Genomic DNA, 14,501 nt, shown 5'->3' on the forward strand with positions numbered 1-14,501 from the left:
TCCTGGGACGGGAGAAGGATGATTCGGTCACATCACATAGAAGCGGGCCTTCACCGTCACGCCTTCGGCGCCGCGCAGGACGGTGCGGTTGCGGCCGCTGCGCTTGGCGAAATAGAGCGCCTCGTCGGCCTGGGCCATCAGGTCGTTGACCGAGCCGGTGTCCTGGTCCAGGCACATGCCGATGCTGACGGTGAAGCCGAAGCTCGACCCGCTGACGGTTTCCACCATCAGTTCCGCGGTGGAACGGCGGATCGCCTCCACCCGCGCCAGCGCCGAGTCCAGGTCGGCGGCGGGCAGGCACAGGCAGAATTCCTCCCCACCCAGCCGGCCGAGGAAGCCGTCGTCGGGCAGCCGGGCGGCGCAGTTGTCGGCGAAGCGTTTCAGCGCGAGGTCGCCGTTGCTGTGGCCATGGGTGTCGTTGATCGTCTTGAAATGGTCGATGTCGAACATCGCCACCGCCAGCGGCGAGCCGGTCTCCTTCGCGGCGCGGTAGGCCTGTTCCAGCCGCTCCATGAAATAGCGGCGGTTCAGCACGCCGGTCAGGTAATCGGTGTGCAGCATCTCCACCATCACCCGGTGCATGCGGGTGATGCGCTCCCCGGCGCGGACACGGGCGCGCAGCATCGAGAGGTCGATGGGCTTGGCCAGGAACTCGTCGGCGCCGGAGTCGAAGGCCTCGATCCGCCGGGCCGTCTCGGTGTCGCCGGTCATCAGGATGGTGAAGGTGCGGTGCTGGTCGTCCTCCGCCCGGACATGCCAGCACAGCTCCAGCCCGGTCATCACCGGCATTTCCAGATCGGTGATGAGGATGTGGATGTCGTGACTGCGGTAGAGCGACAGCGCCTGCGCCCCATCCTCCGCGAGCAACACACGGTAACCGTTGCTTTCCAGATCCGTCCGGATCAGGTCGCGAAAGAACAGGGAATCATCGACGACAAGAACATTCGTTTCCACCACAACACCCACGCCGTCCGCAAAGATTCCGTGCGCGCGGACCTTAGCAAACTTCCCGTCGCGATGGGATAGCGGCGTGGCGACACGTCGCGGTTGCTTGGCAGATCAAACGAACCTCAGCTTTCGAGCATGCGCCGCAGCAGTTCGACATCCTCGGCGAAGGACGGATCGGTGGCGCGCAGCTCGTCCACCTTCTTCACCGCATGCATGACCGTGGTATGGTCGCGGCCGCCGAACTTGCGGCCGATCTCCGGCAGGGAGCGGGCGGTCAGCTGCTTGGCCAGATACATGGCGATCTGGCGCGGGCGGGCCACCGCGCGGGCGCGGCGGGCGGAATGCATGTCGGCGACGCGGATGTTGTAATGCTCCGCCACCCGCTTCTGGATCTCGTCGATGGTGACGCGGCGGTCGTTGGCGCGCAGCAGGTCGTGCAGAACCTCCTGCGTCGTCTCCAGGGAGATGGAACGGCCGACCAGCTCGGCATGGGCGACGATGCGGTTCAGCGCCCCTTCCAGCTCGCGCACGTTCGACGTGATCTTGTGGGCGAGGAACTCCAGCACCTTCAGCGGGATGCTGGCCTGCAGCGCGTCGGCCTTGGCCTGGAGGATGCCCAGCCGCAGCTCGTAGGTGGTCGGGTGGATGTCGGCGACCAGCCCCCAGCCGAGGCGGGAGCGCAGCCGCTCCTCCATGCCTTCCAGGTCGGACGGGCTCTTGTCGGCGGAGATGATGACCTGCCGGTTCTGGTCGACCAGCGCGTTGAAGGTATGGAAGAACTCCTCCTGCGTGGAGTCCTTGCCGCTGATGAACTGCACGTCGTCGATCATCAGCACGTCGACCGAGCGGAACTGCTGCTTGAAGGCCATCGTGTCCTTGAAGCGCAACGCCCGGATGAACTGGTACATGAACTTCTCGGCCGACAGGTACAGCACCTTGCGGTTCGGATCGTTCTTGCGGATCTGCCAGGCCAGCGCGTGCATCAGGTGGGTCTTGCCCAGCCCCACCCCGCCATAGAGGAACAGCGGGTTGAAGGTCACGGTGGTGGCGTCGGCGACGCGCCTGGCGGCGGCGTGGGCCAGCTCGTTCGGCTTGCCGACGACGAAATTCTCGAAGGTGAAGCGCGGGTCGAGCGCGGCGGACAGGTCGGAGCGGTCCTCCAGGATCGCCGGGACGGCGTTCGGCGATTCGTCCGACGCCCCGCCGTAGGAGGCGGAGGTGTAGACGGTCGACGGCGCCGGTTCGGCGGAGGACGGCGGCAGCGGACGGGGGGCCGGGCGGGAGTCGGCACCACGGGAGTCGGCGGCACGCGATTCGAAGCCACGCGGGGGCGGAGCGGCGCGGCCAAGGTCGCGGCCGTCATCACGGCCCCCATCCCTGCCATCGTCACGGTCGTCGTTGTCGGCGACCAGCGCCGCCGGCGGGTTGGTGGAGGCGACGATGACGTCGATCGACTGGACTTCCGGATTCTCGCCGGACCAGAGCGCGCGGATGCGGTCGGCATAGTGGGTCAGCACCCAGTCGCGCATGAAGCGCGTGGGCACGACGATGCACACCTCGCCGCCGACCAGGCTGGCGACGGACAGCGGCTGAAGCCAGCTCCGGTAGGCGATCTCGCCCACCTCTTCCTTCAGGCGTCCGCGAATGCGCGCCCACTGCTGATCCAACGACACGCCGACCGACATGCTCCCTTACTCCCGCTCCTTCCGCCGGCCGGCCCCACCGCCGTGGCGGCGCGGGATCACCCCGCAACCGGCCCCAAACCCGGCCCCAAACCCGGCGCCGTATCCGGTTCTGCAACCGGAATAGCCGCCCATCTGGTCCAGCCCGGAACTCCGCGCAAGGATAACCCCGAACGGAACACTATACCCAAAAAGCACGCGCAAGAGTCGACGGGATCGTAAATCCCGCCCCAAGCACGACAGCTTGTAAGTAAAAGAAGATCGTGCGAACGACCGGGACTCAACAAGCCCTGATCCGGCGTAAGACCTTCAGTATTTCACTGCTGTGTTCAACCGGACACAGAGTGTTGCATCACCCCTATTCGTCCGGCCGAATGGATCAAAAGTCTAACCATGCCGCGGAAATCTGGCAATGGGACAGATGGCGAACGGCCCAAAAAGATAAAAACGTTCGCTTTGACCACAAGACCGATCCCGAATCTCATACGCGACCCTAAGAACAATCTAAGACAATTGTCGAGCATCCGCATATTTACTTTAAACGCAAAAAGCCGCGCCCCGAGTCACGGGCGCGGCTTTTTGAAAGCAGCGGATGAAGACTCTATCAGAGAGACTTGATCGCAGCCGACAGACGCGACAGCTTGCGCGACACGGTGTTCTTGTGCAGCACACCCTTGGACACGCCGCGCATCAGTTCCGGCTGAGCGGACTTGAACGCCTCGGCGGCGGCGGACTTGTCGCCGCTCTGGATCGCGCCCTCGACCTTCTTCACGAAGGAACGGATGCGGCTGATGCGGGCACGGTTGACTTCCGTGCGACGCTCGGTCTGACGAATGCGCTTTTCAGCGGACTTATGATTGGCCATGGAAACCCTACTCCGAACGACACGGCTGTCGTGATGCGAGCGCGCCTTATACGCGGCAGCGCACCCCGAGTCAAGGCGTGGTCGCCCGTTGATTTTGACTAATCGTAGCTAAACGACATCTTGATGGGATCTGGTCCGTCCCCCGCAAGATGCAGGGGACGGCTCAGCAGGCAGAGTCAACGCCGGGTTGGCGCTGAGTCCGGGACTCAGCGATTCTTCCAGCCGGGCTGGCGCTTCTCGGCGAAGGCAGCCATGCCTTCCTTCTGGTCTTCGGTGGCGAAGGTCGAATGGAACAGGCGGCGTTCGAAGCGGATGCCCTCGGCCAGGGTCGATTCATAGGCGACGTTGACCGCCTCCTTCGCCATGGCGATGACCGGCTGCGACAGCGAGGCGATCTTGGTGGCGACCTTCACCGCCTCCTCGACCAGCTCGGCGGCCGGGACGATGCGGGAGACGAGGCCGCAGCGCTCGGCCTCGGCGGCGTCGATCATGCGGCCGGTCAGGACCATCTCCATCGCCTTCGACTTGCCGACGAAGCGGGTCAGGCGCTGGGTGCCGCCGGCGCCGGGGATGGTGCCGATGGTGACCTCCGGCTGGCCGAACTTGGCGGTGTCGGCCGCCAGGATGAAGTCGGCCATCATCGCCAGCTCGCAGCCGCCGCCGAGCGCGAAGCCGGCGACCGCGGCGATGGTCGGCTTGCGGCACTTGGCCAACCGCTCCCACTTCGCGGTGATGAAGTTGGAATTGTAGACATCCATATAAGAGAAGCCCGCCATCTCCTTGATGTCGGCGCCGGCGGCGAAGGCGCGCTCCGACCCGGTGACGACGATGGCGCCGATGGCTTGATCGGCTTCGAACTCGTCGAGAGCCTTGCCCAGCTCGGTCACCAGCTGGTCGCACAGCGCGTTCAGCGCCTTCGGACGGTTCAGCGTGATCAGGCCGACCGGGCCGCGGGTCTCGACGAGGATGGTTTCATAGGACATGGCTGCAGCACTCTCCCGATGGGGCGAGCCCGGTTGCCTCCGGGACTCGTGGTTGTTGAGATGTTCGATCCTGAACTGGCGCGAGTATGGCGGGTGTCCCCGCGATCAGCGCGGCGTCAAAGTGAAGCGGACGGCGGTCGCGGCCTTCTGCCCGGCGCCTTGGCCGGCCGGTTTGGGGAACTCCAGCCGCAATTCCTCGCCCTCGCGGACGAAGACGCGGTCGGCGGTCCGGCGCCAGCCAAGTTGCGGCAGCGTCTGGTCGTAGAAGGCCAGAACCGCCTGACGCGGCACCTCGCCCGACAGCACGGCCTGGACGATCCGCCCGCCCGGCTTATCGAAGACCAACGGTTCCGATTCGGCGGTCGCCAGCCCGGGCATCACCGGAACGTCGGTGAAACCGGGGACGAACGGCCCGGACTCGGCAACAGCCGGTTGGGCCGCAAGTGCCGGAGGAATGGGAACGAGGAAGCTCCCCAGGCCCGCGACCGCGGGGCCGGCAAGGAGGAAAGCGGCGGACGCCGCCCGGAGCATGGCCGGTAGAGCCGTCATGCCCCAGCTATATCACCGTTGGCGCGCCGCACAAAAGAAAGTCGATCGGCCTGACTGTACAATCCGCTGAACGCCCCCCGTTCGGGCGCGGTCGCAGTCGCAATCGGGGCAGCCCTCCCCCTCCCGGTCGTAGACGGCGAACTGGTGCTGGAAGTATCCCAGCTCCCCCGACGCCTGCCGGTAGTCGCGCAAGGAGGAGCCGCCGGCGGCGATCGCGCGCTCCAGCACCTCGCGCACCGCTGTGGCGAGACGGTCGACCTCCTCGGGCCTGAGGCTGGCGGCGGTGCGGGTCGGCAGGATGCCGGACTGGTACAGCGCCTCCGACACATAGATGTTGCCGAGACCGGCGACGATGCTCTGGTCGAGCAGGGCCGCCTTGATCGGGGTGATCTTGCCGGCCAGCCGGCGGGCGAGGTCGGGGCCGGAGAACTCGTTGCCCAGCGGCTCCGGTCCCAGGTTGCGCAGCATCGGGTGATCGCCCAGCGCGTCGGCCACCGTCAGGTCCATCAGCCCGAAGCGGCGGGCGTCGTTGAAGGTCACCACGGTCCCGGCGTCGGTCTCGAACACCACATGGTCGTGCTTGTCGAAGACGTCCGGCCGTTCCGGCGCGATGATCATCCGGCCCGACATGCCGAGATGGGCGATCAGCACGCCGCCGTCGTCCAGATGCATCAGGATGTATTTGGCCCGCCGCCGCACCGACTCGACGCGCCGGCCGGTCAGCCGCTCGCAGAAGCGTGGCGGGAAGGGGGTGCGCAGGTTGGGCCGCCGCTGCTCCACACGGACCAGCCGCCGGCCTTCGAGATGCGGGGCGAGGCCCCGGCACACCGTCTCGACTTCGGGAAGTTCAGGCATCGGCAGAGTGTGGGGTGGGTGGGATGGATGTTAAAGCCCTCACCGATACTCCTTGAACCGCTCGGTCGCCTGGATCAGCGCAGCGCGGATGCCGGGTTCCATGGCGGAGTGGCCGGCGTCCGGGACGATGCGGTAGTCGGCCTCCGGCCAGGCGCGGTGCAGCGCGTCGGCGGAGATCACCGGGCAGACGATGTCGTAGCGGCCCTGGACGATCACCCCCGGCAGATGGCGGATGCGGGAGACGTCGCGCAGCAGCTTGTCCTCCGGCGTGAAGCGGTTGGAGCGGAAGTAATGCGCCTCGATCCGCGCCAGCCCCAGGGCATGGCGGTCCTCGCCGCTGGCGGCGATCAGGTCGGGTGACGGCAGCAGGGAGGAGCAGCTGCCCTCATAGACGCTCCACACCCGCGCCGCGGCCATGCGCACCATCGGGTCGGACGAATCGAGCCGCTTCCAATAGGCCTCCAGCAGATCGTCGCGCTCGTCCTCCGGGATGTGGCCGGCGAAGGCGGCCCAGGCCTCGGGGAAGAGGATGCGCATGGAATAGAGGAACCAGTCGATCTCCGCCTTCCGCATCAGGAAGATGCCGCGCAGGATCAGGCCCAGGCAGCGGTCGGGATGGGTCTGGGCATAGGCCAGCGCCAGCGTCGAACCCCAGGAGCCGCCGAACAGGTGCCAGCGCTCGATGCCGAGATGCCGGCGCAGGGTCTCGATGTCCTCGACCAGCCGTTCGGTGGTGTTCTCGCGCGTTTCACCCAGCGGCGTGGAACGGCCGGCACCGCGCTGGTCCATCACGACGATGCGGTAATGGCCGGGGTCGAAGAAGCGGCGATGGGTGGGCGAGGCACCGGCCCCCGGCCCGCCATGCAGGAACATCACCGGCACGCCGCGCGGGTTGCCCGCCTGCTCCCAATAGACCGTGTGGATCCCGTCGACGGCGAGCGTGCCGGTCTGGAACGGGTCGATGGGCGGATAGAAGTCGCTGCGGGGCATGGCCATGCATCCAGTGGTCCGGGCCACAAGTGTAGAGGAGCCACCGGGGCTTACGCCAGCGCGACGAAGTCGTGAAACGACACGCCAAACGACAAAGGCCGCCCGAAGGCGGCCTTGCGTGTCGCAACATGTCTTTCCAGAGAAGATGGCGCGCCCGAAGAGATTCGAACTCCTGACCCTCAGATTCGTAGTCTGATGCTCTATCCAGCTGAGCTACGGGCGCGCTGTGTCGTCTTCCCTGTCGGCGTCGGCGGCAGGCCGTCGGCGTCGAGGCGCGCAACCTACTCAAAAGCTTCACCGGGCGCAAGCGCTTTTCTTCAGAAAATTTTCGCCGCGTCGCCCGGCCCGTTTCCGCCTACAGCCGGTCGGCGAGGCCGGCACACTCCAGCACCACGCCGCGCCGGGCGAAGGCGGCGAACAGGCCGCGCACCGCCTCGCGATGGGCCGGTGGAATGCGCAAGGGGCGCGGCCTGGTGAAGAAGTTGCAGAAGGACTCGCCGGCGGTGAACTGGGTGCGACCGCCGGGGCTGCGCCAGTCCGTGTCGGCCCCCAGGTCGAGCAACGCCGTGGCGCTCGCCCAGCTCATGCTCTCCACCGCCGCCAGGAGCGGCGTCGAATTGCCCCATACGACATTGAGATCGACCCCGGCGCGGGCCAGCAGCCGCAGATGCTCCGGCTGGTCGGAGCGCACGGCCTCGTGGATCACCGGCTTGTCGTTGCTCCCACGGGCATTGGGATCGGCGCGCCCGGCCAGCAGGACGCGGGTGAAGGCGGGGTCCTCCAGGCGCACCGCATACATCAGCGGCGGTTCGCCCCCCGCCGTCTTGACGTTGGCGTCGGCGCCGGCGGCCAGCAGCGCCTTGGCCGTCTCGTTCGTCGGAGCGGGAAAGATGAAGAAGATCGGACGGAAACCGTCGCGGCCGACGCCGTTGGGGTCGACACCGCCGCGCAGAGCCTCGACCACCTTCGACACGCGGCCTTCCTGCACGTCGTCGGCCAGGGCCGCCAGCTTCGGATCGTCGAAATAGCGGCTGGTGTCCAGTCTGCGGGCGGTGGCGCCCATGGCGTTGCTCTCCTGACTCATTGCACATCCGGCGGCGAGGACGACCGCCAGCATCACACGGAAGACCTGCCGGCGGATCATCCGGACGCACCCTGCCCCGATGCCTCTTGCCCCGGTGTATCCTGCAGAGTGGCGACGTCCTCGCTCTTCTCGCGTTCTATGCCGTTGATGACGCTGAGGATCGAATGCTGACCGCCCGGGCTGGTCATCGGCACCGGCTGGCCCGCATCGTCGAGCGCCGGGACGGTGACGACCGGCCCGATGGCCGGCGGCAGCAGGTTGCCCTGGCTGACGAGGTTCTTCAACGCGCGGGGGAAAGCGGTGGTTCCGCCCTCCACCAGCTGGCGCGTGTCGGGCGAGAGGAACGGGAAGCCCAGCTTGTCGGCGATGAAGTTGCCGGCGGCCACCGGCATGCCGATCCCGGACCCCAGACCGCCGGCCAGCAGCCCGACCCCCGATTGCAGGGCGGCGGAATTCTGGACGCCGGTCAGGGGGTCGCCGGGTGTCCGGAACTGCAGGAAGTCCGAAGGATCGCCGGTGTCGCCGCCGACCGTCTTCGGATTGAGGCCGGCCGCGTTGAACATCATGCCGGTCAGGCCGCCGGACACGCCCGCCGCCTGCGCCTTGCCGCCGCCGAGCGAATGGCCGGTGACCAGGACGTCGGGGCCGAGCTTGTTGGCGACGTTGGTGCCGAGTTGGGCGGCGGCCTTGTACTGGATCGTATCGCCCCCCAGCGCCTGATCCATGTTGGTCTGCAGATCCTCCATCTCGCTCGGCACCGTGCCGCGGAAGGCGAGGACCGTCTGCTGCCCGCCCGGCCAGTCCGCCGGCGTGCGGTAGATCGTGGCCTTGGCGTCGCGCAGCAGCGCCGGATCGATGCCGGCGTTGTCCAGTTCCGAGTCGCTCATGGCCGTCCAGCCGAGCGGCGGATCGTTCCTGGGCGGCTTGCCGTACTGATCGTAGGTGTCGCCCGACAGGCGGGCCAGTTCGACCGCCCGGTTGTCGCGGGCCAGCCGTTCGGCCGCCGCCTTCTGCGCCGGCGTGCTGCCGGCGCCGCGCCCCTTGTCGATCAGGGACTGGCGCTGGTTCAGCCGGTCGATCTTGGCCTCGACCGAGTTCGGACAGGCTTCGACCACCCGCTGGCGCGGTGCGCGGGCCGGGGACAGCTGCTCTTTCGCCGCCTTGTAGAGGCGGCCGACCACCGGCTGCGACTCCATCGCCTTGTCGGCGAGATAAGCGGTGCCCTGGACCGCCGCCTTCCCGGTCTCGGCGGCGGCGCGCACGCCGAAGCCGGCAACGCGGCCGGTGGCCTTGGCGGTCTCGACCACCGCATCGCTCGTGGCACTGGCCGCCGATTTGACCATATCGGCCGCCGCCGAAGCGGCGGCCTGTGCGGAGGCGGCGGCCCGCACCGCGGCCTGCCGGGCGGCGTCGGAGGCCGCCGCATAGGCTTCGGCCAGGGCATCGCCCCAGCTCATGGCGTGCCGTCCTTCCGGTCGTCCGCCAACAGCGCGAAGAGGGTCAGGGCGGTGCGCTCGACCGCATCGGCCTTGTCGGTCGGCGTCAGCGCCGGATCGTTCAGGATTTGGGACATGGCCGGAAAGCGGCGATCGAAGTCGATGCCCATCGTCCAGGCGGTGACGATGTAGCGGCCGAGATCGCGCTCCGTCTCCAACCCATATCCTCGCGCCCGCTCATATTGCTGGCGCAGGGTCTGCTGGCCCTCGGCAGCGTCGAGAACCGGGCCGGCCTTGGGGTCCGACTGTGTCAGGATGCGGATCATCTTCCGCAGGAAGCCTTCCACCGCCAGCGTTTCGACCTGCCGGTCCGAAAGCGTGAGACCGGTTGCCATGCCCCTCTCTATCAACTCGCCAAAAAACCGGATCGGAGTTCGACAGTAAGGGAGCAACCGAAGACGCAACAGCAATTTCAGAGGGCATAGGCCGGGCGGCCGAGCTGGCCCGAACCGACGGCCCAAGTCCGGCGCAAGACGGGTCGGCAAAAAGTTGGGCCGGCAAAAAGTTGGACCGACACAGGAAGGACGGCGAAGCCCGAAAACAGAAAAAGCGGCCGAAGGGCCGCCTGCTGTCAAATTATCGAGTTTTCAGGACCTGTATTCGAAGCAGAATGGCGCGCCCGAAGAGATTCGAACTCCTGACCCTCAGATTCGTAGTCTGATGCTCTATCCAGCTGAGCTACGGGCGCGCTGTGTATTCTGCGGCGGTCGGCAGTGTTACCGTCCGTCCATCCCGGCGTCGGCGGCGGGCCGTCGGCGTCGAGGCGCGCAACATACTCAAAGCCCCCCTGCCCCGCAAGCGCTTTTTTCACGAATTTTCGGCGGACCTGCGGCGTCGGGGCATGGGCATGCAAACAGCCCCCGATTGCCGCGCGGCGGCGGCTGGGTTATACAGTCCGCTTGCTGTTTTTGGAGAGTCAGTACCGTGGCCGAAGCCCCCTTCAACAAGCATTTCCCGGTGTCGTGGGAAGAGCTCCACCGCAATGCCAAGGCGCTGGCCTGGCGCCTGATCGACCGCGGCCCGTGGAAGGGCATCATCGCGATCACCCGCGGCGGCATGGTTCCTGCGGCGATCATCGCGCGCGAGCTTGAGATCCGCATGATCGACACCGTCTGCGTCTCCAGCTACGACCACCAGCAGCAGCGCAACGCGACGGTGCTGAAGGGCGTCGAGGGCGCCAACGCCGGTGACGGCGACGGCTGGCTGATCATCGACGATCTGGTGGACACCGGGAAGACGGCGGAAGTCGTGCGCAAGATGCTGCCCAAAGCGCATTTCGCCACCGTCTACGCCAAGCCGGCCGGCCGGCCGCTGGTCGACACCTTCATCACCGAAGTCAGCCAGGACACCTGGATCCACTTCCCCTGGGACATCGAGCTGCAGTTCTCGCAGCCGATCGCCAAGCTGCGCAACAGCTGAACGGCCCTGTCCACGGCGCGGCCGCCCGCATCCGGCGAGGGGGCCGCGCCGAGGCCCATATCTTGTCCGGGTCATTACATAAAAATTTACCGTTTGCGTCCTAAATGACGCGCGGCGGTGCCTCTGTGCTCGCCATCGCCTTTCAATATCGCGTGGCGGCCCGCGCATGACCGACGAAATACGCCCGGAAGAGCTGCACCAGGACGAGCTGCGGCACAAGATCGACGCCCTGGTGGCGCGGCTGCCGGCCAGCCTCGTCTACAGCCTGCTGAGCGAGATCGAGGGCATGGACAGCGAGCCGACCGACCGCGTCCAGCTCGTCCGCCAATATGTCATCGAGTATCTGAACCGCCAGCGCACCAACCGCGCCCGGAGGCTGTTCACCAACCTGTTCGAAGCCTTCCTGATCGACGACGACGTGCTCTATCACGGCGGCGTCGCCGTCCCCGGCATGTTGCAGCGGGTCGATGTCGGCGCCCTGTGGGAGGCGCTGAGCCGCGACGCCTTTCCGTTGCTGGCGGTGGAGGCGCAGGAGATGCTGGACGAGATGGCGCGCGGCGAGGTGATCGACCGCATCCTGCGCTCCCCCGTCGCCACGGTGATGAAGGAGCGGATGCGCGTCGCCGCGGTGAAGCATCTGGACGCCGTGCTGGCCAACAAGAAGGCGATGGAGGAGCTGCTGGCCGGCATGTCGCGCAACCGGCCGCGCCGCACCCGGCTGATGTCGGGATTCCTGGAAAAGACGCCGACCATCGATGTCAACACGCTGCGGCTGATGCATCTGGTGCTGACCCATGCCGAAGGGGCGGGGAAGCCGGTCGCCGACCGGCTGGAGGAGTTCCCCGCCAGTTGCAGCGGCGAGGCGGAGGCGAACCGGCTGGCCGACCGGCTGCTGGACGCGACGGACCAGCTGCGCGACCGCTGCGGCGACGATCTGGCCAACCTGCTGCCGCTGTCGGTGCTGACGGTGAAGCGCAACTATCCGGTGGCGGCGCTGTATATCCGCCAGAGCGGCGTCGATCCCGGCCGCGGCGACGCCATGACCGCGGCGCTGACCGGCCATTTCATCGGCGTCACCCGCGCGCTGACCGCGGCGCTGACCGTCATCCTGAAGCTGAACGACCGGGTGCCCGGTTCCGCCATCCGGCCCAGCGCCAAGGAGAAGGCGCGGCTGGAGGCGCTGGTGCAGCGTCTGGACCAGCTGGTCCACGCCGCCACCTCCGCCGGGCTGATGGAGGACCGGCGCAGCGAGCCGGCCTTCCGCAACGCCTGGACCCAGGCGGCGAAGATCATCGGGTCGCGCGTCGCCGCGGTGGCGATGGAACGCTCCGCCCAAGCGGCAGCCGCCCGGCGCCAGCCGGTGATCGACCATGCCGACATCGTCTGGCTCGACCGGCTGCTGTGGCGCTGGCAGGGGATGTCGCGCGATTTCGGTTTCGAGACCTACGATCTGGTGAAGTGGCGCGAAAGCCTGCTGGAAGAGCTGCGCGCCAATGTCGAGAAGGCGATGAAGTTCGAGGAGACCGATCCGCTGGACGAGCGGATGGAGCATCTCCTGCGCATCGACGGCATCGCCGGCGTGTTCGGCCAGCGCGTCAGCGCCTGGATCCCCACCTTCAGCCACAACATGACCCGCCTGCTGTCGCACCGGCTGGAGCGCGGCGGCGAATTGGGCGCGGAGGAGCAGGCGATCATCGACGACCTCGTCGCCACCGCGCGCACGGAGGTCGGCAAGTCGCGCTATTGGAAGAGCAACGAGCTGATGGACCTGATCGAACTGTCGGAACGGACGCGGCAGGTGGGGTGAGGGCTCACATCACCCCCGATGACCGGTGCCGCGGGTCGAGCCAGTCGCGCAAGCCATCGCCCAGCATCGTCAGCCCCATGACGCTCAGCGCGATCGCCACCCCCGGAAACACCGCCTGCAAGGGCGCGGTGAACAGGTAGGTCTGGGCATCGCCCAGCATCCGGCCCCAGCTGGGGCTTGGCGGCTGGATGCCGAGGCCGAGATAGCTCAGCGCCGCCTCGTTGACGATGGCGACGGCGAACAGCACGGTGGCCTGGACGACGACGATCCCGGCGATGTTGGGCAGCACATGCACCAGCGTCGCCGACAAGGGTCCCCGCCCCAGCGCCAGCGCCGCCCCGACGAAGGGCCGCCGCCACACCGCCAGCGCCGCGCCGCGGGTGACGCGGGCCAGCACCGCGGAGTTGAACAGCGCCAGGGCCAGCACGACGTTGACCGCCCCCGCCCCCAGCGCCGCGGTGAGCAGGATCGCCGTCAGCACGGCCGGGAAGGCGAAGACCAGATCGCCCAGCCGCGCCACCACCTCGTCGCCCCAGCGGCCGAGCGCGGCGGCGAGCAGCCCCAGCGGCACCCCGGCCGCCAGCCCCAACCCGACCGCCGCCGCGCCGACGGCCAAAGAGTTGCGGGCGCCGACCATGACCATCGACAGCACGTCGCGCCCAAAATGGTCGGTGCCGAGCCAATGGGCCGCGCTGGGCGGCTTCAGCCGGGCGATCACCCGCACCTGCTCCGCCGGGTAGGGAGTCCACAGCAGCGACAGCAGCGCCATGGCCACCAGCAGCAGGGTCAGCGCGGCGCCGAGATGAAGGGAGAGCGGAAGGCGCCGCCTCACGACGACACCCCTTTCGGCCGCGGGTCGGCGAGCGCGCAGGCGATGTCGACCAGGGCGTTCACCACCACGACGAACAGCGCCAGCAGAACGACCACCCCCTGCACCACGATCAGGTCGCGCTGGCCGATGGCCTGATAGAGCAGCCGGCCCAGCCCCGGCAGAGTGAAGACATTCTCGACCACCACCGCGCCCGCCACCAGGAAGGAAATCTGCAACCCCAGCACCGTCGCCACCGGGATCAGCGCGTTGGGCAGGGCGTGGCGCAGCAGGACCGCGGTGCGACTGACGCCCTTGGCGCGGGCGGTGCGGATGTGGTCCTCGGCCAGCGTGTCGAGCACGGCGGTGCGGGTGACGCGGGCGAGGATGGCGGCCTCCGGCAGCGCCAGCGCCAGCGCCGGCAACAGCAGCGCGTGCAGGGCCGGGCCAATGCCGCCGCCCCAGCCGGGCCCAGTCCAACCAGGGAATCCGCCGGCCGGGAACCAGTGCAGGGTCAGGGAGAACAGCAGGATCAGCAGGATGGCGATCCAGAAACTGGGCATCGACACGCCGAGCTGCGAGAAGCCCAAAACTGCCCAATCCCCGCCCCTGCCCCGCTGCGCCGCCGCCAGCAGGCCGAGCGGCAATGCCAGCGCCGTGCTGATGACCAGCGACAGCAGGGCCAGCGGCAGGGTCACCGCCAGCCGTTCCGCCACCAGTTCCGCCACCGGGCGGGCGTAGGTCAGGCTGACGCCCAGGTCGCCGCGGGCAAGCGCGCCGGCCCACTGCAGGTAGCGGGTAAGGACGGGCTGGTCGAGCCCCATCTGGCCGCGCAGCGCCGCCAGCGTGTCGGGCTGCGCATTTACGCCCAGCATCAGCAGGGCCGGGTCGCCCGGAACCAGCTGCAGCACCGCGAAGACCACGATGCTGGCCAGCCAGACGGTGACGATCAGGCTGACCAGCCGTCGCAGCAGGAACGCAAGCACGCGGGTCTATCCTTACTTGGCCTTACCTG

Annotated in this window: 14 protein-coding genes and 2 tRNA genes; 2 read left to right on the forward strand and 14 right to left on the reverse strand. The window is 67.9% G+C overall.

The features are described 5' to 3' along the window. Positions 1 to 27 precede the first annotated feature (27 nt). The 12 genes from FZ938_RS29170 to FZ938_RS29225 all read right to left on the reverse strand — a co-directional run bounded on the left by FZ938_RS29170 (position 28) and on the right by FZ938_RS29225 (position 10,140). Complete coding sequence (locus tag FZ938_RS29170) at positions 28 to 954, reverse strand: GGDEF domain-containing protein (protein WP_149201670.1); 927 nt, start codon at positions 952 to 954, stop codon at positions 28 to 30. Positions 955 to 1,070: 116 nt separating this feature from the next. Continuing rightward, a complete protein-coding gene (dnaA, locus tag FZ938_RS29175; RefSeq protein ID WP_149201671.1) occupies positions 1,071 to 2,633 on the reverse strand; it encodes a chromosomal replication initiator protein DnaA in 1,563 nt (520 codons plus the stop codon). Between the two features lie 601 nt (positions 2,634 to 3,234). Then, positions 3,235 to 3,495: a 30S ribosomal protein S20 gene (gene rpsT, locus FZ938_RS29180; protein ID WP_149201672.1), complete on the reverse strand. Its 261-nt coding sequence runs from the start codon at positions 3,493 to 3,495 to the stop codon at positions 3,235 to 3,237. A 206-nt stretch (positions 3,496 to 3,701) separates the two neighbouring features. Continuing rightward, positions 3,702 to 4,478 (reverse strand): enoyl-CoA hydratase, encoded by a 777-nt coding sequence (locus FZ938_RS29185; protein WP_149201673.1) that lies wholly within the window; start codon positions 4,476 to 4,478, stop codon positions 3,702 to 3,704. A 105-nt stretch (positions 4,479 to 4,583) separates the two neighbouring features. Then, entirely contained in the window at positions 4,584 to 4,856 is a 273-nt protein-coding gene (locus tag FZ938_RS31225; RefSeq protein WP_246799129.1) for a hypothetical protein, read from the reverse strand. 183 nt (positions 4,857 to 5,039) lie between these two features. Then, a complete protein-coding gene (mutM, locus tag FZ938_RS29195) occupies positions 5,040 to 5,882 on the reverse strand; it encodes a bifunctional DNA-formamidopyrimidine glycosylase/DNA-(apurinic or apyrimidinic site) lyase (protein ID WP_149201675.1) in 843 nt (280 codons plus the stop codon). Positions 5,883 to 5,921: 39 nt separating this feature from the next. Further along, entirely contained in the window at positions 5,922 to 6,872 is a 951-nt protein-coding gene (pip, locus tag FZ938_RS29200) for a prolyl aminopeptidase (protein ID WP_149201676.1), read from the reverse strand. A 146-nt stretch (positions 6,873 to 7,018) separates the two neighbouring features. Then, positions 7,019 to 7,095, reverse strand: a tRNA-Arg gene (locus FZ938_RS29205). Positions 7,096 to 7,227: 132 nt separating this feature from the next. Next, complete coding sequence (locus FZ938_RS29210) at positions 7,228 to 8,016, reverse strand: ankyrin repeat domain-containing protein (protein WP_149201677.1); 789 nt, start codon at positions 8,014 to 8,016, stop codon at positions 7,228 to 7,230. After that, complete coding sequence (locus tag FZ938_RS29215; RefSeq protein ID WP_149201678.1) at positions 8,013 to 9,413, reverse strand: Tle-like phospholipase domain-containing protein; 1,401 nt, start codon at positions 9,411 to 9,413, stop codon at positions 8,013 to 8,015. Before FZ938_RS29215 ends, FZ938_RS29210 begins: the two co-directional genes overlap by 4 nt. Beyond that, positions 9,410 to 9,787 carry a hypothetical protein gene (locus FZ938_RS29220; RefSeq protein ID WP_149201679.1) on the reverse strand — a complete coding sequence of 126 codons (378 nt, stop codon included), beginning with the start codon at positions 9,785 to 9,787 and terminating at the stop codon, positions 9,410 to 9,412. The genes FZ938_RS29215 and FZ938_RS29220 overlap by 4 nt, the downstream gene beginning before the upstream one ends. Positions 9,788 to 10,063: 276 nt before the next feature. Continuing rightward, positions 10,064 to 10,140: transfer RNA gene (locus FZ938_RS29225), tRNA-Arg, on the reverse strand. A 236-nt stretch (positions 10,141 to 10,376) separates the two neighbouring features. Between FZ938_RS29225 and gpt the strand changes: the two genes are divergently transcribed. Further along, the gene (gene gpt, locus FZ938_RS29230; protein WP_174757174.1) at positions 10,377 to 10,871 is read left to right on the forward strand and encodes a xanthine phosphoribosyltransferase; all 495 of its coding nucleotides are present in this window, start codon (positions 10,377 to 10,379) and stop codon (positions 10,869 to 10,871) included. A gap of 166 nt (positions 10,872 to 11,037) precedes the next feature. Then, entirely contained in the window at positions 11,038 to 12,678 is a 1,641-nt protein-coding gene (locus FZ938_RS29235; protein WP_149201681.1) for a hypothetical protein, read from the forward strand. Positions 12,679 to 12,682: 4 nt separating this feature from the next. On the opposite strand, the gene FZ938_RS29240 is transcribed toward FZ938_RS29235, so the two are convergent. Beyond that, complete coding sequence (locus FZ938_RS29240; RefSeq protein WP_149201682.1) at positions 12,683 to 13,510, reverse strand: ABC transporter permease; 828 nt, start codon at positions 13,508 to 13,510, stop codon at positions 12,683 to 12,685. Next, complete coding sequence (locus tag FZ938_RS29245; protein ID WP_149201683.1) at positions 13,507 to 14,472, reverse strand: ABC transporter permease; 966 nt, start codon at positions 14,470 to 14,472, stop codon at positions 13,507 to 13,509. The genes FZ938_RS29240 and FZ938_RS29245 overlap by 4 nt, the downstream gene beginning before the upstream one ends. Positions 14,473 to 14,501: the final 29 nt, after the last annotated feature.

Source organism: Azospirillum oryzae (genome assembly GCF_008364795.1).
GTDB classification, from domain to species: Bacteria; Pseudomonadota; Alphaproteobacteria; order Azospirillales; family Azospirillaceae; genus Azospirillum; species Azospirillum oryzae.

What these genes read in the sequence shown, in the direction of transcription:
- dnaA (WP_149201671.1), bottom strand. Translation starts at nt 2,633, where the DNA reads ATGTCGGTCGGCGTGTCGTTGGATCAGCAGTGGGCGCGCATTCGCGGA.
- rpsT (WP_149201672.1), bottom strand. Translation starts at nt 3,495, where the DNA reads ATGGCCAATCATAAGTCCGCTGAAAAGCGCATTCGTCAGACCGAGCGT.
- FZ938_RS29185 (WP_149201673.1), bottom strand. Translation starts at nt 4,478, where the DNA reads ATGTCCTATGAAACCATCCTCGTCGAGACCCGCGGCCCGGTCGGCCTG.
- FZ938_RS31225 (WP_246799129.1), bottom strand. Translation starts at nt 4,856, where the DNA reads ATGCCCGGGCTGGCGACCGCCGAATCGGAACCGTTGGTCTTCGATAAG.
- mutM (WP_149201675.1), bottom strand. Translation starts at nt 5,882, where the DNA reads ATGCCTGAACTTCCCGAAGTCGAGACGGTGTGCCGGGGCCTCGCCCCG.
- pip (WP_149201676.1), bottom strand. Translation starts at nt 6,872, where the DNA reads ATGCCCCGCAGCGACTTCTATCCGCCCATCGACCCGTTCCAGACCGGC.
- FZ938_RS29210 (WP_149201677.1), bottom strand. Translation starts at nt 8,016, where the DNA reads ATGATCCGCCGGCAGGTCTTCCGTGTGATGCTGGCGGTCGTCCTCGCC.
- FZ938_RS29215 (WP_149201678.1), bottom strand. Translation starts at nt 9,413, where the DNA reads ATGAGCTGGGGCGATGCCCTGGCCGAAGCCTATGCGGCGGCCTCCGAC.
- FZ938_RS29220 (WP_149201679.1), bottom strand. Translation starts at nt 9,787, where the DNA reads ATGGCAACCGGTCTCACGCTTTCGGACCGGCAGGTCGAAACGCTGGCG.
- FZ938_RS29235 (WP_149201681.1), top strand. Translation starts at nt 11,038, where the DNA reads ATGACCGACGAAATACGCCCGGAAGAGCTGCACCAGGACGAGCTGCGG.